This window comes from Arthrobacter sp. A5, assembly GCF_051131705.1.
Taxonomy (GTDB): Bacteria; Actinomycetota; Actinomycetes; order Actinomycetales; family Micrococcaceae; genus Arthrobacter_M.
The window spans coordinates 2,255,602-2,274,307 of the sequence record NZ_CP180316.1 but is presented as its reverse complement, the minus strand read 5'-3'; the positions used below and the strand labels follow the sequence as shown (position 1 = coordinate 2,274,307).

At 64.5% G+C, this 18,706-nt stretch carries 18 protein-coding genes; 11 read left to right on the top strand and 7 right to left on the bottom strand.

Translation table 11 applies throughout. The annotated features are described in order from the left end of the window. Positions 1-223: 223 nt before the first annotated feature. The 4 genes from leuA to rox all read left to right on the top strand — a co-directional run bounded on the left by leuA (position 224) and on the right by rox (position 5,368). Positions 224-1,966 carry a 2-isopropylmalate synthase gene (gene leuA / locus ACLLJI_RS10680; protein WP_434612164.1) on the top strand — a complete coding sequence of 581 codons (1,743 nt, stop codon included), beginning with the start codon at positions 224-226 and terminating at the stop codon, positions 1,964-1,966. A 143-nt stretch (positions 1,967-2,109) separates the two neighbouring features. Beyond that, a complete protein-coding gene (gene recO / locus ACLLJI_RS10675; protein ID WP_434612162.1) occupies positions 2,110-2,862 on the top strand; it encodes a DNA repair protein RecO in 753 nt (250 codons plus the stop codon). Between the two features lie 2 nt (positions 2,863-2,864). Next, positions 2,865-3,701 carry an isoprenyl transferase gene (locus ACLLJI_RS10670; RefSeq protein ID WP_434612160.1) on the top strand — a complete coding sequence of 279 codons (837 nt, stop codon included), beginning with the start codon at positions 2,865-2,867 and terminating at the stop codon, positions 3,699-3,701. Positions 3,702-3,907: 206 nt separating this feature from the next. Beyond that, positions 3,908-5,368: a rifampin monooxygenase gene (gene rox / locus ACLLJI_RS10665; protein WP_434612158.1), complete on the top strand. Its 1,461-nt coding sequence runs from the start codon at positions 3,908-3,910 to the stop codon at positions 5,366-5,368. 185 nt (positions 5,369-5,553) lie between these two features. Here the strand turns inward: rox and ACLLJI_RS10660 are convergent, their stop codons facing one another. From ACLLJI_RS10660 to ACLLJI_RS10650, 3 genes are read right to left on the bottom strand one after another with little or no spacing between them, the layout of a single operon-like run. Then, on the bottom strand, positions 5,554-6,129 hold the full coding sequence (locus ACLLJI_RS10660; RefSeq protein WP_434612156.1) for a hypothetical protein: 576 nt from the start codon (positions 6,127-6,129) through the stop codon (positions 5,554-5,556). Continuing rightward, positions 6,126-6,710 carry a hypothetical protein gene (locus tag ACLLJI_RS10655; RefSeq protein WP_434612154.1) on the bottom strand — a complete coding sequence of 195 codons (585 nt, stop codon included), beginning with the start codon at positions 6,708-6,710 and terminating at the stop codon, positions 6,126-6,128. The genes ACLLJI_RS10660 and ACLLJI_RS10655 overlap by 4 nt, the downstream gene beginning before the upstream one ends. Before the next feature lie 3 nt (positions 6,711-6,713). Continuing rightward, on the bottom strand, positions 6,714-8,408 hold the full coding sequence (locus tag ACLLJI_RS10650) for an FAD-binding dehydrogenase (protein WP_434612151.1): 1,695 nt from the start codon (positions 8,406-8,408) through the stop codon (positions 6,714-6,716). Between the two features lie 127 nt (positions 8,409-8,535). Between ACLLJI_RS10650 and ACLLJI_RS10645 the strand changes: the two genes are divergently transcribed. Next, positions 8,536-9,609 carry a quinone-dependent dihydroorotate dehydrogenase gene (locus ACLLJI_RS10645; RefSeq protein ID WP_434612149.1) on the top strand — a complete coding sequence of 358 codons (1,074 nt, stop codon included), beginning with the start codon at positions 8,536-8,538 and terminating at the stop codon, positions 9,607-9,609. Here ACLLJI_RS10645 and ACLLJI_RS10640 read toward each other — a convergent pair. Next, positions 9,606-10,610, bottom strand: a complete 1,005-nt coding sequence (locus ACLLJI_RS10640; RefSeq protein WP_434612147.1) for an aldo/keto reductase family protein — start codon at positions 10,608-10,610, stop codon at positions 9,606-9,608. The two genes, ACLLJI_RS10645 and ACLLJI_RS10640, sit on opposite strands and share 4 nt — an antisense overlap. 572 nt (positions 10,611-11,182) lie before the next feature. Here ACLLJI_RS10640 and ACLLJI_RS10635 point away from each other — a divergent pair. Beyond that, on the top strand, positions 11,183-11,398 hold the full coding sequence (locus ACLLJI_RS10635; protein ID WP_283561330.1) for a hypothetical protein: 216 nt from the start codon (positions 11,183-11,185) through the stop codon (positions 11,396-11,398). Positions 11,399-11,498: 100 nt separating this feature from the next. Here ACLLJI_RS10635 and ACLLJI_RS10630 read toward each other — a convergent pair whose 3' ends face one another. Beyond that, a complete protein-coding gene (locus tag ACLLJI_RS10630) occupies positions 11,499-12,104 on the bottom strand; it encodes a DUF3043 domain-containing protein (protein ID WP_434621419.1) in 606 nt (201 codons plus the stop codon). A 105-nt stretch (positions 12,105-12,209) separates the two neighbouring features. On the opposite strand from ACLLJI_RS10630, the gene ACLLJI_RS10625 reads away from it, so the two are divergent. From ACLLJI_RS10625 to ACLLJI_RS10605, 5 genes are all read left to right on the top strand, one after another. Continuing rightward, on the top strand, positions 12,210-13,655 hold the full coding sequence (locus ACLLJI_RS10625) for a dipeptidase (RefSeq protein ID WP_434612145.1): 1,446 nt from the start codon (positions 12,210-12,212) through the stop codon (positions 13,653-13,655). A gap of 200 nt (positions 13,656-13,855) precedes the next feature. Then, the gene (locus tag ACLLJI_RS10620; RefSeq protein WP_283561328.1) at positions 13,856-14,239 is read left to right on the top strand and encodes a HesB/IscA family protein; all 384 of its coding nucleotides are present in this window, start codon (positions 13,856-13,858) and stop codon (positions 14,237-14,239) included. 210 nt (positions 14,240-14,449) lie between these two features. Then, the gene (gene ctaC, locus ACLLJI_RS10615; protein ID WP_434612142.1) at positions 14,450-15,334 is read left to right on the top strand and encodes an aa3-type cytochrome oxidase subunit II; all 885 of its coding nucleotides are present in this window, start codon (positions 14,450-14,452) and stop codon (positions 15,332-15,334) included. An 11-nt stretch (positions 15,335-15,345) separates the two neighbouring features. Beyond that, the gene (gene ctaD, locus ACLLJI_RS10610; protein WP_283561326.1) at positions 15,346-17,076 is read left to right on the top strand and encodes an aa3-type cytochrome oxidase subunit I; all 1,731 of its coding nucleotides are present in this window, start codon (positions 15,346-15,348) and stop codon (positions 17,074-17,076) included. Beyond that, positions 17,073-17,474: a cytochrome c oxidase subunit 4 gene (locus ACLLJI_RS10605; protein ID WP_283561325.1), complete on the top strand. Its 402-nt coding sequence runs from the start codon at positions 17,073-17,075 to the stop codon at positions 17,472-17,474. The genes ctaD and ACLLJI_RS10605 overlap by 4 nt, the downstream gene beginning before the upstream one ends. Positions 17,475-17,708: 234 nt before the next feature. Here the strand turns inward: ACLLJI_RS10605 and ACLLJI_RS10600 are convergent, their stop codons facing one another. Continuing rightward, entirely contained in the window at positions 17,709-17,999 is a 291-nt protein-coding gene (locus ACLLJI_RS10600; RefSeq protein WP_283561323.1) for an HPr family phosphocarrier protein, read from the bottom strand. A gap of 81 nt (positions 18,000-18,080) precedes the next feature. Then, positions 18,081-18,446 carry a hypothetical protein gene (locus ACLLJI_RS10595; RefSeq protein WP_434612138.1) on the bottom strand — a complete coding sequence of 122 codons (366 nt, stop codon included), beginning with the start codon at positions 18,444-18,446 and terminating at the stop codon, positions 18,081-18,083. Positions 18,447-18,706: the final 260 nt, after the last annotated feature.

The following is an 18,706-nucleotide window of genomic DNA, read 5'->3' as shown; positions in this document are numbered from 1 at the left end:
CAGCGGGCGGGCTGGTTCACCATCATCCCATGCACCGTGTTAGGGTAAAAATGTGCGCACTGGAAAGCTCCTTCTTAGTTGCCGCGGCGAGGCCACATACCCGTTGTCCTGAACGTCTGTTCCCAAGGCGTCCGGTCGGCAGTTCGGGCGGCCGATCCCTCGCTGCGGTGTTTGCGTTGCCCCGGTCGACCTCCCTTCAGAGCGAACAGAATAGGCGACACCGATGCGAAACGCACAAAAGCCCTCCGGAATGCCGGTCCACCGTTACATTCCCTTTCAGCGGCAGATCAACGTCGATCTGCCGGACCGGACGTGGCCGGACAAGATCATCAGCAAGGCCCCGCGCTGGTGCGCTGTGGATCTGCGTGACGGGAACCAGGCCCTGATTGATCCGATGAGTCCGGCCCGCAAGCTGAAGATGTTCCAGCTGCTGGTCAGCATGGGATACAAAGAGATTGAGGTTGGCTTCCCCTCGGCCTCCCAGACGGACTTTGACTTTGTCCGCCAGCTCATTGAGGGCGGTCACATTCCCGACGATGTCACCATCCAGGTCCTGACCCAGGCGCGCGAGCACCTGATCGAGCGGACCTATGAGTCCCTGATCGGCGCGCGGGCGGCCATCGTTCACCTGTACAACTCAACCTCGGTCCTGCAGCGCCGCGTGGTTTTCAACCAGGATCAGGACGGCATACTGGACATTGCCCTGCAGGGGGCCAGGCTGTGCAGGAAATACGAAGAATCCCTCACGGACACGCTGATCACTTACGAATACTCGCCCGAGTCTTTTACCGGCACCGAGCCGGAGTATGCCGTACGGGTCTGCAACGCCATCGCGGATGTCTTCGAAGCATCCGCAGACAGCCAGGTTATTATCAATCTGCCGGCCACGGTCGAGATGGCTACTCCCAACGTCTACGCGGATTCCATTGAGTGGATGAGCCGCAATCTGCATCCCCGCGAGGGCATCATCCTGTCCCTGCATCCGCATAACGACCGCGGCACCGGCGTGGCGGCGGCCGAGCTGGGCTATCTGGCCGGCGCTGACCGGATCGAGGGTTGCCTGTTCGGCAATGGAGAGCGCACCGGCAACGTTGACCTGGTGACGCTGGGCCTGAACATGTTCAGCCAGGGCGTCGATCCGATGATCGATTTCTCCAACATCGATGAAATCCGCCGCACTGTCGAGTACTGCAACCAGCTGCCCGTGGGCGAACGGGTGCCCTACGGCGGAGATCTGGTCTTTACCGCCTTCTCGGGCTCGCATCAGGATGCCATAAAAAAGGGTTTCGAAGCGCTGGAGCACGACGCCATGGCAGCAGGCAAAGATGTGCAGGATGTGACGTGGGAGGTGCCGTACCTCCCGGTGGATCCAAAGGACCTGGGCCGCAGCTACGAAGCCGTGATCCGGGTGAACTCCCAGTCCGGCAAGGGCGGAGTGGCCTATCTGCTGAAAAATGAGCACAGCCTGGACCTGCCTCGTCGTGCGCAGATCGAGTTTTCCGGGGTCATCCAGAAGCGGACCGATACCGTGGGGGGGGAAGTCAGCGCCGCGCAGCTGTGGGCTACCTTTATGGACGAGTACCTGCCGGCCGACGACGGCGGCGCGAACCAGTGGGGGCGCTACACGCTGGGGCCGCTGACCACCCGGACCGACGACGACTCACAGATCACCCTGACCGCGAATATGACCATAGACGGCGTGCCGCACCGCCGCTCGGGTACCGGCAACGGTCCGATCGCCGCACTGCTGTCCATCCTGCATGATGACGGTGTGGATGTCCGGGTGCTGGACTACTCCGAACACGCGCTCAGCGAAGGCGGCAATGCCCGAGCCGCGGCCTACGTTGAGTGCGCCGTGGGAGAGCGGGTGTTGTGGGGCGTCGGAATCGATTCCAACACCTCCCTGTCGTCCCTGAAGGCCGTGATCTCCGCCGTCAACCGCGCCATCCGGGACAGCCAGGGCTGAGCCGCCGGCCGGGGGCCCGCCATTGCCACCGCCCCCGGCTGATCAGCATCCCATAGAGCGTGTCCTGCGTAACGTGCCCGTAGGGCATGCCCCGCCGGCTCCGCCTGCACGCCGGACAGGCGCACCGGTGGGACAATGGCTGAGTGTCCAGAAACTCTTTTGCCGCGCGCACCTACCGGGACGACGCCGTCGTGCTCCGGACACACAAACTCGGCGAGGCGGACCGCATCATCACCTTGCTAACCCGGCACCATGGTCAGGTCCGGGCGGTGGCCAAGGGCGTCCGCCGGACCAACAGTAAATTCGGCGCCCGGCTGGAGCCGTTCATGGTGGCCGATCTGCAGCTCGTTTCCGGCCGCAGCCTGGACATCGTCACGCAGGCCGTGTCCAAGGGCTCCTACGGGAGCGGGATTGTTGCAGACTACGACCGGTACACGGTGGCCGCCGTGATGGCCGAAACGGCCGAGCGGCTGACCGACGTGGACTCAGAGGCAGCCACCGCGCAGTACCTGCTGCTTGTCGGGGCCCTGGCCACACTGAGCCGCGGGGACCATGCCCCGGCGCTGATTCTGGATTCATACCTGCTGCGCGCGCTGGCTACCGGCGGCTGGGCACCGAGTTTCACCGACTGTGCGCGCTGCGGTGCCGCCGGCCCGCATGGGGCCTTTTCCGCCGGATTGGGCGGGGCGGTCTGTCACGACTGCCGCCCGCCCGGCTCGCCGTCGCCGGCCCCGGAGACAATGCTGCTGCTGGCGGCGCTGCTGTCGGGCCAATGGCCGACGGCGGATGCCTCGGCGCCGCAGCACCGGCGGGAAGCAGCCGGGCTGGTGGCGGTCTATTTGCAATGGCATCTGGAGCGCACCGTGCGCTCCCTCAAACTCGTGGAGCGTGCGTAACCTTGGCCCAGCCTTCCTCCCACAGGACCCGAAGCTCCAGGAACCCGGCTAAGCCCGCCGTCGTCGCACCGTGGCCGCATCCCTCCGGTGCGGCCATGCCGGCGGTGCCGGCGGAGTTGGTGCCCGCCCACGTGGCCATCGTGATGGACGGGAACGGGCGCTGGGCCAATCAGCGCGGGCTGCCCCGCATTGAAGGACATAAGGCGGGGGAGCCGGCCCTGTTGGATGTGATGGCCGGGGCCATTGAAATGGGCATCAAGTACGTCAGCGTGTATGCGTTTTCCACCGAAAACTGGAAGCGTTCGCCGGAGGAAGTCCGGTTCCTGATGGGATTCAACAAAGATGTGCTGCGCCGGCAACGCGACCAGCTGGACGCTTGGGGAGTGCGGGTGCGCTGGGCGGGCCGGAAACCACGGCTGTGGGGCTCGGTGATTAAGGAACTCGAGGTGGCCCAGGAGCGGACCCGGGACAATGACACGGTGACGCTGACCATGTGCGTCAACTATGGTGGCCGGGCGGAGATCGCCGACGCCGTGACAGCCATCGCCGAGCAGGTGTCGGCCGGGAAACTCAGTCCGCGCTCGATCACTGAAAAGACCATCCAACGCTTCATGTACGCCCCCGATGTGCCCGACGTTGATCTGTTCCTGCGCTCGAGCGGGGAACAACGGCTGTCCAATTTCATGCTTTGGCAGTCCGCCTACGCAGAGTTCGTTTTCATGGACAAGCTCTGGCCGGACGTGGACCGGCTCACGCTCTGGGAGGCGGTGGACGAGTACGCCCGCCGGGACCGCCGGTACGGCGGCGCAGCGGATGCGGCCGCAACAAACACCGGTTAGACGCCCACAACCGGTAGATCAAACGGCGCACCGGTTGGATGGGAGACTACACCGCGCATCAGTTTGCCGCAAGACCCCTACCAACGACCAGAATGGTTGGCCGAGGAGAAAATAGACGAAATACCTGCGGAATGGGGGACTGCTCCGGGCGATTCCGCGATTCGGAGCCACAGGCCGGAAGGTGAGTTTTTGGATTGGGGTTTCACATGTTCGACGTGATCATTAGCGGCGGTGGCCCGACGGGGATGATGCTGGCCAGCGAGTTGCGGCTGCACGACGTGGCCGTGCTCGTGCTGGAGAAGGACGAGGAGCCGAGCAAGGCGGTCCGCTCGCTCGGCCTGCACCCGCGCAGCATCGAGATCATGGACCAGCGCGGGCTGCTGGACCGGTTCCTCGCACACGGGCAGCAGTATCCCGGCGGCGCCGGCCGCTTCGCCGCGATCGACAAACCCCGGCCGGCGAACCTGGACACCGCACACGGCTACGTCCTCGGCATCCCCCAGCCGGTCACAGATCGCCTGCTGGCCGAGCGTGCCGGCGAGCTCGGCGCACAGATCCGCCGCGGGTGCGAGGTGACAGGTGTCGAGCAGGACGAGGACGGGGTGAGCGTCGAGCTCGCCGACGGCACACGGCTGCGCTCACGCTGGCTGGTCGGCTGCGACGGCGGACGCAGCCTGGTGCGCAGACTGCTCGGGGTCGGCTTCCCCGGCGAGGCCGCCAAGACCGAGTGGCTCCTCGGCGAGGTGGAGTTGACCGCCCCGCCGGACGAGCTGGCCGAGGTGGTGGACGAGGTGCGCAAGACCCACAAGGGGTTCGGCCTCGGCCCCGCCGGAAGCGGCCTGTACCGCGCCGTCGTGCCCGCGGCGGCCGTGGCCGAAGATCGCTCCGTCCCGCCGACCCTGGAGGAGTTCCGGACGCAGCTGCGGGTCTACGCGGGCACCGACTTCGGCGTCCACTCACCGCGCTCGCTGTCCCGTTTCAGCGACGCCACCCGGCTTGCCGAACGATACCGGGTAGGCCGGGTTCTCCTCGCCGGCGACGCGGCGCACGTCCACCCGCCGCTGGGAGGGCAGGGTTTGAACCTCGGCATCCAGGACGCCTTCAACCTCGGCTGGAAGCTCGCCGCCGAGGTCAACGGGTGGGCACCGGACGGGCTGCTGGACAGCTATTACGCCGAGCGTCACCCGGTCGCCGAAGACGTGCTGACCAACACCCGCGCCCAGAGCGAGCTGCTCTCCCCCGAGCCCGGCCCGCAGGCCGTGCGCCGGCTGCTGACCGAGCTGATGGACTTCGAGGACGTCAGCCGTTTCCTGGCCGAGAAGATCACCGCGATAGGGGTCCGCTACGACTTCGGCGAAGGACCCGAGCTGCTCGGCAGACGACTGCGCGACATCCCTCTGTCGCGGGGCCGTCTCTACGAGCTCACTCGCGAAGGCCGCGGGCTCTTGCTGGACCAGACCGGTGAACTCTCCGTGACAGGATGGAGGGATCGGATCGACCACGTCGCGGACGTCAGCGGGGAACTGGACGCGCCCGCGGTCCTGCTCCGACCGGACGGCCACGTCGCATGGATCGGCGATAACCAGAACGACCTGCTCCGCCACCTGCCGACATGGTTCGGAGCCGCCTCCGAGTGCGCCGGAGACGTTCACGATCGCCATGTCTGACGTGCCGCGCCCTGGTTGGCGGGCAGGGCCGGATCAGCGTGGCGCTGATCCGGCCCTCCTCATCAGTCCCCAGCACCAGCTTGAGCTGTTGGAATTCCGGTCCAAGGAAGTCCTCGATCCAGCCCCCGTGCCATTTCCGGTCCGTTCCTCCGTGAGGGCGCCCGCTACAGCCGGCCCTGCTTTCCTCACTGGGCGCCTCCCTTCGCTGGCGGCTCTCCGACGCCCCCGCCCTGGGCGATCACATAGCCGAGGATCCAGCGCCGCAGGCGATCGTAAGCCAGGTCCCGCACCGGTTGTCCGGACAGCAGCACGTCATGGAGACCGCCGTCGATCTTTTCCACGCTCACGCTCGCTCCCAGTCCCAGTGCACGGGCCGCCATGGTCCGCGTATCCAGCACCACGTCGGCTGAGTACATGCGTTCGTTCCAGAACGGACCGTTCATGCTGCGGGCGGACATCAGGACCAGGACCGGCACTTCGATTCGCAGCCCCTTGGCCACCTGAGCGTGACCGGCGAGGATGGCGTGCATCCAGCCAACGCGGATCGGAAAGGCCTTGGGCGGCCGCATGTCCTGGTCCAGGTCCCACTCGCCGCCTGCGGCGGAGCTGATGCTGCGCCAGTAGAAATTCCGCTCCGGCAGCCGCATCCGGTGCTCCGGCCAACGGCGCGCGAACGGTGCCACCATGGCATACAACACGTGCCTCGCCAGGGGGCCGCCGTGCAGCTCCAACCAGGGGCTGTTCAGGATGAGGTGGCTCACGGTCCCCGGAAAACGGCTGGCCCAGAGGGCCGCGACCAAGCCGCCGTGGAATGCCCCATCAGGGCAATCCGCGGGCCGGCAGAGGTACCGGTGGATCCCTGCTTTTCTGCGGGGGCGTCGTCTGTTTCGCCGGTCGTGCCACCTGATTCCCCCGTCGCGCCGTGGCTTTTCGTATCCGCGGCGACGGCTGACAGGGCAAGCCGCAGCTCGGGATCGTAATCGCGCAGGTCGCTGACGAACCCTCCGAGGTCGCCGCTTCGCAGGCTCCGGCCGTGGTTGTGCATGTCGAGGGCATAAAAGGCAATACCGAGACCGCTGAAGAATCTGGCAAGGTCCGTGTTGAAAAAATAGTCGCTCCAGCCGTGCAGAAACAACAGCGAGGTGCCTGTCCCCCCAACAGTCGACGACGAGCCGGTCGAAGACACGCCGTCGGACGGCGGCAGGTAACGGATCAATGTGGCGATCCTCGGTCCGGCGCACGGACGGCCGCCGGCCACAGCAATGGCGGAAGCTTCCAGCACGGTCGATTCGAATCCCTCGCCCAGGATGCCGTCCGGTCGCCAGCGTTGTTCTACCGCCATTGGTCAGCTCGCTCCCGCGGCAGCGGTGCGTCCTGCACTGCGGCCGGAGAAGAGGCAGCCGCCCAGGAACGTCCCTTCCAACGCGCGGTAGCCGTGCACGCCGCCGCCGCCGAATCCGGCGGCCTCGCCGGCGGCGAAGAGGCCTGGGACGGGCGTGCCCGCCGCCGTCAGAACCCGGGACTGCAGATCCGTCTGGATCCCGCCCAAGCTCTTGCGCGTCAAAACGGAGAGCCTGACGGCGATGAGCGGGCCGTGTTCGGAAGCCAGCAGCTCGTGCGGTGGCACCACCCGCATGAGCTTGTCCGTTGCAAACCGGCGCGCCTCGCGGATCGCGTTGAGCTGGCTGTCCTTACCGAGACCACTGTGCACCTGCAGGTCCCGGGCTGCGATCAGGTCATGAAGCTTCTGGCCGTCGATCAGGTCTTCGCCGGTCAGTGTGTTCATTTTCGCGGCCAGTTCCTGCGCGTTCCCGGCCTGGACGAAGTCCACACCTTGATCCAGGAATTTCTGCACGGGGCCGACCGATCCCGGCAGAGCCCGCTTGGCGAGCAGCATGAGGTCACGGCCCGTGAGGTCTGGGTTCTGCTCCGAACCGGAGAGCGCAAATTCCTTATTGATGATGGTCTTGTTCAGGACGAACCAGGAGTGTGAGAAACCCGTATCCACAATGTGGCGCAGGGCGCCGAGCGAATCGAAGCCGGGGAACAGCGGCACCGGCAAGCGTTTGCCGGTGGCATCGAGCCACAGGGGGGATGGGCCGGACAATATGCGGATACCGTGCCGCGGCCAGACCGGGTCGTAGTTGTGGATTCCTTCGGGGTAATGCCACATCCGGTCCGTATTGATGATCGAGCCACCGGCATCCGCAACCGCGTCCTGGAATGCGCCGTCCACCGAGTCTGGGACGCCGGCGATCATGTATGCGGGAGCCCTGCCGCCTGGCCATTGCCGCCGGACCAAGTCATGGTTGCCGCCGATTCCACCGGTGCTGACGATCACTGACCGGCCGGTGGCGGTAAAAGTTCCGATGACTCTGCGCGAACTTTTCCCGCCGCGGTCCGCGGGCGAGGTCTCCAGCACTTCGCCGCGGACGCCGGTGACCGTCCCCGCCGTCGTGCCCGCCGGCGTCGTGCCCGTTGTTATCAGAGCGGTAGCGCGATGCCGGAACGCATAGCGCACCCGTCCCTCGGTGACTCCCTCGGCAAGTTTGCTGAGGAACGGTTCCACCAGGCCCGGACCGGTGCCCCAGACCACATGAAAGCGGGGAACGGAGTTTCCGTGACCCTGCGCATCGTAGCCGCCGCGCTCGGCCCACTGGACCAAGGGGAAGAACCGGACACCAAGGGAATGCAGCCACGCCCGTTTCTCCCCTGCGGCAAAGTCGACGTAGGCCTTGGCCCATTCGCGCGCCCAATGGTCCTCCGGTCGATTGAAGGCAGCGGAACCCATCCAATCATTCAGCGCGAGCTCCCTACTGTCCTTTACCCCCAGGTGCCGCTGCTCGGGGGAGTCGACCAGGAATATTCCGCCGAAGGACCAATGCACCTGGCCGCCCAGCGAAGCCTCCGGCTCCTGATCCAGAATGAGCACCGACCGGCCTGCGTTGTAAGCCTCTGCCGCCGCGACAAGTCCGGACAGCCCTGCGCCGAGAACTATGACATCGGCACGCAGACCGCCCGCATCTTCGGTGATACCCATGGGGCAATGCTAATGCCCGTTCCTGCAGCCCGTTCCTGCAGCACGCGGCAGCAAGCGGCGCAGCAGCAAGGACGCCGCGGCGGCGAGCGGTTTGGAGTTGACGTCCGGAGACGGAAAACTGGTAACCATGCGCCTCTACCCGACCTTTTTCCGCGTCTGCTTCTCCTGGATGGACGCCGAACGCGCCCACAGAATCGGATTTTCCCTGATCAAAGCCGCCCATACGGCGGGTACGGGGACGGTGCTGCGCGCCCTGACCCGGCCGCCGCTTGCCCTGCAGACGGAGGCCATGGGGCTGACCTTTCCGTCGCCGTTTGGGCTGGCTGCCGGATTCGACAAGGAAGGGCTCGGGATCGAGGCCCTCGCGGATCTGGGGTTCGGCCACATCGAGGTCGGAACCATCACCGGGGCCGCGCAGCCCGGGAACCCCCGGCCGCGGCTTTTCCGCCTGGTTGAGGACCGTGCGGTGATCAACAGGATGGGCTTTAATAACGACGGCGCCGCGGCCGTCGCGCCGCGGCTGAAGACCGCGCGGCGCCGGCTGGAACGACGGTACCCCACACGGCGGCCGTTGATCGGCGTCAATATCGGTAAGACAAAGAACGTTGATCTCGCCGACGCGCTGCAGGATTACCTGATCAGCGCACGCGCCATGGCGCCGTCGGCGGATTATCTGGTGGTTAACGTCAGCTCACCGAATACGCCCGGGCTTCGGCTGTTGCAGAATGTTGAATCGCTGCGGCCGTTGCTGGTGGGCGTGCGGGAGGCGGCGGACGGAGCGGCCGGCCGGCATGTGCCGCTGCTGGTGAAGATTGCCCCGGACCTCTCCGATGAGGACATTGACGACGTGGCGCGGTTGGCGCTTGATCTGCAGCTCGACGGCATCATCTGCACCAACACCACGATAGCCCGCGCCGGCCTGATCTCCGGCTCGGCGAAGGTTGCCGACTGCGGGGCCGGCGGCCTCTCCGGAGCGCCGCTTAAACAGCGCTCACTGGGCGTGCTTAAACGTGTGAAGGCAGCGGCGGGGGAACGCCTGACCCTGATTTCGGTGGGGGGAGTGGAGAACGCCCACGAGGTGCAGGAGCGGCTGGATGCCGGCGCTTCACTGGTTCAGGGCTATACGGCGTTTCTCTACGAGGGTCCGTTCTGGGCGGCCAGGATCAACAAGCAGCTTGCCGCACGGAAGCGGAGATTTTAAGCCACGCGCGTCCCGGGGCTTTGGGTCTTGGCCGGATCCCGCTCCACGCTGGTGCCGAGGGCGTCGTCGATGCGGGACATCTGCTCCGCAGGGATCTTCACCCCGGAGGCCCTTACATTCTCGGCCACCTGCTCCGGACGCGACGCCCCGACCAGTGCCGTTGCGACATTCGGATTCGCCAGCACCCAGGCAATGGCAAGCTGGGACATCTTCAGCCCCAGTTCATCGGCGATCGGCCGCAGCTTCTGCACCCGGGTGAGCACATCGTCGGCCATGAATCCGGAGATCGTGTTTTGGCCGCCCTTTTCATCGGTGGCCCGGGACCCCTCCGGAGCCGGCTGGCCCGGCAGATACTTTCCGGATAGCACTCCCTGTGCCATCGGCGACCAGACGACCTGTGAGATGCCCAGCTCCTTCGACGCCGGAACCACCTCGGCCTCGATCACCCTCCACAGCGCAGAGTACTGCGGCTGATTGGACACGATGGCGAATCCTGCCTCTTTGGCGAGTGCCTGGCCATGGCGCAGCTGCTGTGCGGACCATTCGGATACGCCGATGTACAGCGCCTTGCCGGCACGGACGACGTCGGCAAAGGCCTGGATGGTCTCTTCCAAGGGTGTCTCATGGTCATAGCGGTGGGCCTGATAGAGATCCACGTAGTCCATCTGGAGGCGGCGCAGAGAGCCATTGATGCCCTCCATAATGTGCTTCCGGGACAGCCCGGTGTCGTTCGGGCCCTTAGGCCACACCGGCCAGTAGACCTTCGTGAAGACTTCCAGTGATTCCCGCCGCTGGCCTTTCAACGCTGTGCCGAGGACTTCCTCGGCGGCGCCGTTGGCGTAAGCATCGGCGGTATCAAACGTGCTGATGCCGGCATCCAGTGCCGCCTGCACACACGAGGCCGCGACGTCGTTCTCGATCTGGGAACCGTGCGTGAGCCAGTTGCCGTACGTGATTTCGGTGATTTTCAGGCCGGACCGGCCAAGGTATCGGTATTCCATCCGGCAAGCCTAGCGGCTAGCGCATCCTCCGGCGACGATACCGGCGAACAGTACGATTGCGCCGCATGATGGGGCGCTGATGCTGCGCCTATTCCAGTGACCCAGCCAGCCCCGGGAGGACCGGGCCCACGGCCGAAAGGAACACGGACATACCGCCCCTGGCTTTTCTCCGCGTTGAGTGCCCACGGACAGGACCTCGTTGTTCATTTTGGACCCGGCGCTGGAGTCGGCGGCGTAACGTCGACCCATGACCGCCACCGATGCCGACCCTTCGCCACGGTTTCCGCGATGCAACCGCCCGGGCCAACCCGACTGGTCTTCAACCAGCCGCCGCCGCGGGTGGACAATCAACGAGTTTACGGCGAACGTCCCGCTGACCGAGTACAGCAAATACGGGCGGCGGATTGACGAAGTGGAGCACCACTCGTCCTACCAGCGCATCATCGCCAGGCCGTGGCCGCCGGCGCGCATACGTCGGCGTGGGCCGACCCCGGCGCGGCCGCGACGACCGCACGGGCCGCGGCGTGGCGCTGGAGTCAGAGGCCGCTAGGGCCGTGGTAAGCATGCGCCTGATGCGGGCCCTTATCGACGACGGCGGCCCCACCGAACGCGCGTTCCGTCGCCTTGCGACGGCGGTCGCCAAGTTCTGGGTCTGCAAACGCGGGCCGAACCACCCGCATGAGGCCGCGGGATGCCTGGGCGGGAATGGGTATACCGAAGATTTCCCGCTGGCCATCCGCTACCGGGAACGGCGGGTCATTCTCGCCGGGATTTTGTCGCCGACGTGACAGCGGACCGTTACAAGTTACTCGGACGATACGTGTCGGATAGGGACAGCCGCCGGAGTATCGGGCCCCTTTAGGCGGAACCTAATTTAACCTCTTGACCCTATTTAACCGCTTGGCCGCGCTTGACCAGTGGTTTGGGCAGCCGCAGCCGCCGGAACTGCAATGAGCGCATGGTGCCATACCAGGTGACCCCGGAATCAACGGAACCGAACTTCTCGCGGAGCCGCCGCTTGAGTTTGCGGGAGAGGAACACCGAATCGACGGCCACGGCAAGCACCATGACCCAGAAGATGCCGAACACGATGATCTGCGTATTGCTGGTCACCGGAATCACCAGGGACAAGATCACAATGGCAAGCGCCGCGAACATCACATATTCACCGAGGCTGAAACGTGAATCCACGAAATCGCGCGCAAAGCGCTTCTGCGGGCCCTTGTCGCGGACCGGCAGGAAACGCTCTTCACCGGTGTCCAGGGCGCGGCGCATCCGGGCTTGATCTTCCCTGCGGGCGTCGCGCTGGGCCACCTTCGCCGCCCCGCGGTCGTTGGGAACGAGCGGACGCTGGTTGGCGGCTTCCCTTTCCCTACGGGTCGGAGTGGGCGTGCCTTTGGCCGCCTGCGGGTTGGTCGGCCGGGCGGCTGCCTGCGCAGCGAGTTCATCGGCGACGGACTGGGCTGAGGGGGCATCTTTTTTACGTCCAAACACCACCTTAGAATACCCTGCTTACGCCCCGGGGGTTGACGGCCAGGCGGACGACGCCCGGCTGCGCCCATCTTGGCCGCCCTATCGGGCCCGGGTAGGGTGGCGCTCATGAATGAAGATCCCGAAACGACCGATTCGAATATCCCGACCGAAGCAGTGGCGGCCACCGCAAGCCGCCCTGGGGTCGACGTCGACGCCCTGCGCGGCAGCGTCAAGCGGGACTTCCGGGCCACCGTGGCGAAGCTGGTGGATCTGGTCGGCATCCCCGGCATCGCCTGGGATGCCTTTGATCCCGCGGAACTTGACCGCAGTGCCGCGGCCGTCGCCGCCCTGATCCGTTCGTCCGGCCTGGAGGACGTCCGCGTTCTGCGCGTTCCCAAGGCGGACGGGACCGCCGGTGGACCCGCCGTCGTCGCCCGCCGCCCACCGCTGCCGGGCAAAGCAACCATCCTGCTGTACGCCCATCACGATGTGCAGCCGCCCGGCGAGGCCGCGCTGTGGGACTCCCCGCCGTTTACCGCCGTGGAGCGGGACGGCCGGCTCTTTGGCCGGGGAAGCGCGGATGACAAGGCCGGAATTCTGGCGCACATCGGCGCGCTTCGGGCAGTGAGCGAGGTCCTGGGGGATGATTTCGGGCTGGGTGTCACCTTGTTCATCGAGGGCGAGGAAGAGGCGGGTTCGCCCACGTTCCGGACCTTCCTGGAGACCTATCAGGACGAGCTCCGGGCCGATGTGATCGTCGTGGCGGATTCTGGGAACTGGGCGGTGGGCGTCCCGTCCCTGACAACCAGTCTGCGCGGGCTGGTGGACGGGACCATCGAGGTCCGCGTGCTCGAACACGCCGTACATTCGGGCATGTTCGGCGGTCCGGTGCTGGATGCGCCCACCCTGCTGTCACGGTTGATTGCCACCTTGCACGACGACGACGGCTCGGTCGCGATTGCGGGCCTTGTCGCCGTGGACCACACCGACGTCGATTATCCGGAGGAAACGTTCCGGGCGGACGCTTCCGTACTAAAGGGCGTGCGGCTCGCCGGGACGGGTTCGCTAACGTCCCGGCTGTGGACGAAACCCGCTTTGTCGATCATCGGCATGGACGTGCCGTCCGTGGCCCTGAGTTCGAATACGCTGCTGCCGTGGGCGCGGGCGAAGTTCAGTTTGCGGCTGGCGCCGGGGCAGGACACCGGGGAAGCCATGGAGTCCGTCCGCCGTCATCTGGACCAGCATGCACCCTTCGGTGCGCAGGTGACCTTCACCCCGGGGGAGCAGGGCCAGGCCTTCGCCGCCGACACCGAGGGGTCCGCGGCCCGGGACGCACTGTGGGTGCTGGGCACATCTTGGGGGGTCCGCCCGGTGCAGAGCGGAATGGGCGGCTCCATCCCGTTCATTCCTGACCTGCAGGAGTTGTTTCCTGCCGCCCAGATCCTGATCACCGGCGTCGAGGACCCGGATTCCAGGGCGCACAGCGCGAACGAGTCGCTTCACCTTGGGGATTTTGAACACGCCATTCTGGCCGAGGCGCTGCTGCTGGCGACGCTAAACGGCGAATCTTAATGGCGAAGCGGTGAGCGGCGCGGAGCAAGGAATCGCCGGGCCGGAGCGGTAAAGCGATCCGCGCCCGGCGCTGCAAGGGGGGTGCGGTCCCGCGGGACAGGGCGCCACGGGAACAGATTGCGCAGAAAACAGGTTTCAACGGTTACGGGCGGTGTAGCGCCGGACGTAGCATGTAATAGTCACCCACGTTAGGAATAACCATGAGCACCACGACCCCCGAAGAGACCACCACCTCAGATTTGTCCACGGAGCCGCAGGTACACGGTGTGAACCTCACCGATGTCGCCGCCGGCAAAGTCCGCAGCCTGCTCGAGCAGGAAGGGCGCACCGATCTGCGTCTGCGGGTAGCCGTGCAGCCCGGTGGATGCTCCGGGCTGATCTATCAGCTGTACTTCGATGAGCGGCTGCTCGACGGCGACGCCGTCCGCGACTTTGACGGAGTGGAAGTTGTCATCGACAAAATGAGCGTGCCCTATTTGGACGGCGCCGCCATTGACTTCGAGGACACCATCTCGAAGCAGGGCTTTACCATTGATAACCCGAATGCGGGCGGTTCCTGCGCCTGCGGGGATTCATTCCACTAATGTCCCGCCCGGCCCGGCAGAACCACAGTGCTCCGCAAAAACTACTAGGCTCAAGAGCGTCGCGGCATAACGTTGGCCGAACCGCGCCGACCCACGGGGGACATATGCACATTTTCCTGTGCGTGGGCGGTAAGCTCTACAACGAGTAGTAAACCAAGATTCGCACCTGCGGCCGGATGCCGCTTGGAGCACCAAGAGGAAGGGCCGTCTGTGAGTTCGCAGGACCGTACCGGCAGCCGACGTGCAAAGTTCATTCCGATAACCGGATTGCTCATCATTGGCGCGTTGGCTTTGACTGGATGTACCGCAGAGTCGAAAAACGGCTGGTTGCCGTCCCAGCGTAATGTCACGAACCACACCGGCCGGGTTATAGACCTGTGGGTCAATTCGTGGATCACGGTCATGATTGTCGGTCTCATTACTTGGGGCCTGATGATTTGGTGCATTATTGCGTATCGCCGGCGGAAGAATACCGTGGGTTTCCCGCGACAGATCAGTTATAACCTGCCGCTGGAAATCTTCTACGTGGTCATTCCGCTGTTCATGGTGATGGTGTTCTTCTATTTCACGGACGTGGACCAGCAGTCGCTTGACGCCCGCGATCCCGCCCCGGCCGTTACCATCGATGTGCGCGGCAAGCAGTGGTCCTGGGACTTCAACTACGTTTCACGCCCCGACATCTCGGGCAACGACATCAAGGAAAGCGTCTACGAGGGCGGTACCCAGATCCATCTGGACGGATCCCCGGTAGACCAAAACACGTTGCCCACGCTGTACCTGCCGGTGAACAAATCGGTGGAACTGCAGTTGAATTCGCGCGACGTGATCCACTCGTTCTGGGTTCCGGCCTTCCTGCGCAAGCTGGATATCATTCCCGGCAAAACGAACTATCTGACCCTTACACCCACGGCGATCGGCACCTACGACGGCAAGTGCGCCGAACTCTGCGGTGAATACCACTCCGAAATGCTGTTCCGCGTCAAGGTGGTCTCCGAAACGGACTTCCAGCAGCACTTAGCGAGCCTGAAAACGGCCGGCTTCACCGGTACGCTTGATAATAAGTACGACCGCAATCCAAATCTGAACCAAAAGTAAGGGGGCGGAAAATGTCGACCTACGAGTATTCCGCGACCGAGGCCGCAACGCTGGCACCGCGCGTGGTACCGGTTTCCAAAGGACGCATCGTCGTCAACTGGATCACCTCAACTGACCACAAGACCATCGGGTACATGTACCTGATCGCATCATTCGTCTTCTTCTGCCTGGGCGGCGTGATGGCCCTGCTGATCCGTGCCGAGCTGTTTGAGCCGGGCATGCAGATTCTGCAGACCAAAGAGCAGTACAACCAGCTGTTCACCATGCACGGCACCGTGATGCTGCTGATGTTCGCCACACCCCTCTTCGCCGGTTTCGCGAATGTGATCATGCCGCTGCAGATTGGGGCGCCGGACGTTGCCTTCCCGCGCCTCAACGCCTTGGCCTTCTGGTTTTTCCTCTTCGGCAGCACCATTGCGGTGTCGGGCTTTATCACGCCGCAGGGTGCTGCGTCCTTCGGCTGGTTCGCCTACGCGCCGCTGTCCAATACGACGTTCAGCCCGGGCGTCGGCGGTGACTTGTGGGTTTTCGGGCTCGCCCTTTCCGGGTTCGGCACCATCCTCGGCTCCGTCAACTTCATTACGACCATCATCTGCATGCGTGCCCCAGGTATGACCATGTGGCGGATGCCCATCTTCACCTGGAATACGCTGATCACCGCCATCCTGGTCATGATGGCCTTCCCGCCCCTGGCGGCAGCTCTCTTCGCACTCGGCGCGGACAGGCGGTTCGGTGCCCATATCTTTGATCCGGAAAACGGCGGAGCCGTGCTCTGGCAGCACCTGTTCTGGTTCTTTGGGCACCCTGAGGTCTATATCATCGCCCTGCCGTTCTTCGGGATCGTGTCGGAAATCTTCCCCGTCTTCAGCCGTAAACCGATCTTCGGCTATAAGGGCATTGTCTATGCGACCATTGCCATTGCCGCGCTATCCGTGACGGTGTGGGCACACCACATGTACGTGACTGGGTCGGTTCTGCTGCCCTTCTTCTCGTTCATGACCATGCTGATTGCGGTCCCAACAGGTGTGAAGTTCTTCAACTGGATAGGCACGCTCTGGCGCGGTTCGCTGACGTTCGAAACGCCGATGCTGTGGAGCCTTGGTTTCCTGGTGACATTCCTGTTCGGCGGTCTGACGGGTATCATTCTGGCCTCTCCGCCGCTGGACTTCCATGTGTCGGACACATACTTCGTGGTGGCGCATTTCCACTACGTTGTATTCGGCACCGTGGTCTTCGCGATGTTCGCTGGATTCTACTTCTGGTGGCCCAAGTGGACGGGCAAGATGCTCAACGAGCGGCTCGGCAAGATCCACTTCTGGATGCTCTTCATGGGTTTCCATGGCACCTTCCTGATCCAACACTGGCTGGGCGTGATTGGCATGCCGCGCCGGTACGCGGACTACATGCCGGAGGATAACTTCACCTGGATGAATCAGTTCTCCACGATCTCCTCCTTCGTCCTCGGCGCCTCCATGATCCCCTTCTTCTGGAATGTCTACATCACCTGGCGCAGCAGCAAGCGGGTTGAAGTGGACGATCCGTGGGGCTTTGGTGCCTCCTTGGAGTGGGCGACGTCCTGCCCTCCGCCGCGCCACAACTTCACGTCCCTGCCACGCATCCGGTCGGAGCGTCCGGCTCTCGATCTGCATCACCCGGAACTGGCGCAGCAGCACACACCCTCGTCCCCCGGCCCCTTAGCCGCAGTGCTGGGTTCGGCTGATCAGAAGGATACGGAGCAGTGAAGGTAGAAGCATGGCTCTTCGGAGCACTCGGTTACTTTTTCGCCCTCGTCGGTGTCGTCTACGGCTTCTTGGTCAAGTGGCAGGAGCCGGTCGGCTTCCTGGCCCTCATCCTGGTTGGCGGTCTGGCTTGGATGATCGGTTCCTATCTCCGCTTCACCGCCAAACGAGTTGGGATGCGGCCCGAGGACCGAAATGACGCCGAGATTCACGAAGGCTCCGGCGAACAGGGGCACTTCAGCCCCTGGAGCTGGTGGCCCCTGGTGCTTGGCTTGGCGTGTGCGGCCGGATTCCTCGGCATGGCCGTGGGGTTCTGGATCGTCTTCATCGGCGGCGGTCTTGCGGTCATCGCGCTGGTCGGCTGGGTCTTCGAATACAGCCGCGGAGACCACGCGCACTAGGCGCGACGGATCAGGAGCGTCACCGGGTCCAGGCGTTGACAAAAAGGCGGGTTCCACCGGAAGGTTGGGGCCCGCCTTGCGCGTGTCCTGCGCTATCGGGGTTTCAGGTCCTTTCCGTGCGGCTTCTGGTGCCCCGGCCCGGTGACGGGACCGGGTACCTCCGGCTCCCGTCCCTGAAGCAACCGATCCCGCTGAAGCCGCAGTGCCGGCCGTGGCGGGATCGACCGCCTACGATCAGTCGGGACCATGGACGAGGTCGGTGGAGAGCAGATCCGCCAGGGCGTCCAGAGCGGTTCTGACGGCGAGGTCGTCATGCCCGATGTCCGGCACGGACAGGACAACCTCACAGCCGCAGCCAAAATCCGCCGTCATGACCTGCAGCAATGACGTTGCGTCCACGGCCGGCTGTCCCGGCTTGGCCAGGGTGACCGGCAGGCCGGTCCGCGTCACGGCACGGACGAAAACCGCCGCCGGGCGGGCGTGTAGTCCGATGGCGGCGGTAACGGTGGCATTCCGGATGTACATCAAGGCTCCTTGCATAGTGGCAGTGCTGTAAAAACACTAGCCGCCATCTAGAGGCTAGGACGGCGACGGCGGATTTTCGGGTCAAGTTTCCGGCTGCCAGTTCAGATTCTTCCGCGAGGTTGTCGAGGATCGTTGGTAGTTGCGGCTGGCCTCTTGCAGTGGGCCAGATTCTGGGGTGGTGAGTTGAGCGAGTCCGATGCATAGGAGGCGGTCGTGGGCGCGGGTTTGGCTCAAGGAGAATGCCGCTTGCAGGATCGCGATGTCATAACGGTAACCCGCGGCGGAGACGTAGAAGTGATTGAAAACCCCCGTGGTCCTCAGGATCCACTGATACGCGCGGCCGTCACCGGAGTGGCGTTTCTCATGCGGAACGGGTTCGTCTTCTCCTGCGCGGCTGATGAACAGAATCCCTTCATCACCGGTGAAATTGGCCAGGTGCTGATGCATCACGTCGGCCTACGTTCAGATACATTCAATCTATGCTTTCCACTTCAACACGACATGCTCGGAAACGACATCGGACACAGTGCGCGGTATGGTCCTGACAGGCTCCTGTCAGGGGCAGCTACCACAACTAGCCAACCACCGTGCTCACACGGTTACAACACGGGTCCGAGGACACCGTCACGCGCCGACCGGAGCCGCCCCACAAACTGACACCCGCCGCACGGCTCGTCGGGCCGGGGTGTAACCCCGTTAGTGTTAGG

Bases quoted from the DNA above. Each gene is read 5' to 3' on its own strand.
- leuA (WP_434612164.1), top strand. From the start codon at position 224: ATGCGAAACGCACAAAAGCCCTCCGGAATGCCGGTCCACCGTTACATT.
- rox (WP_434612158.1), top strand. From the start codon at position 3,908: ATGTTCGACGTGATCATTAGCGGCGGTGGCCCGACGGGGATGATGCTG.
- ACLLJI_RS10655 (WP_434612154.1), bottom strand. From the start codon at position 6,710: ATGGCGGTAGAACAACGCTGGCGACCGGACGGCATCCTGGGCGAGGGA.
- ACLLJI_RS10650 (WP_434612151.1), bottom strand. From the start codon at position 8,408: ATGGGTATCACCGAAGATGCGGGCGGTCTGCGTGCCGATGTCATAGTT.
- ACLLJI_RS10645 (WP_434612149.1), top strand. From the start codon at position 8,536: ATGCGCCTCTACCCGACCTTTTTCCGCGTCTGCTTCTCCTGGATGGAC.
- ACLLJI_RS10640 (WP_434612147.1), bottom strand. From the start codon at position 10,610: ATGGAATACCGATACCTTGGCCGGTCCGGCCTGAAAATCACCGAAATC.
- ACLLJI_RS10635 (WP_283561330.1), top strand. From the start codon at position 11,183: ATGCGGGCCCTTATCGACGACGGCGGCCCCACCGAACGCGCGTTCCGT.
- ACLLJI_RS10625 (WP_434612145.1), top strand. From the start codon at position 12,210: ATGAATGAAGATCCCGAAACGACCGATTCGAATATCCCGACCGAAGCA.
- ACLLJI_RS10620 (WP_283561328.1), top strand. From the start codon at position 13,856: ATGAGCACCACGACCCCCGAAGAGACCACCACCTCAGATTTGTCCACG.
- ctaD (WP_283561326.1), top strand. From the start codon at position 15,346: ATGTCGACCTACGAGTATTCCGCGACCGAGGCCGCAACGCTGGCACCG.
- ACLLJI_RS10600 (WP_283561323.1), bottom strand. From the start codon at position 17,999: ATGTACATCCGGAATGCCACCGTTACCGCCGCCATCGGACTACACGCC.
- ACLLJI_RS10595 (WP_434612138.1), bottom strand. From the start codon at position 18,446: ATGCATCAGCACCTGGCCAATTTCACCGGTGATGAAGGGATTCTGTTC.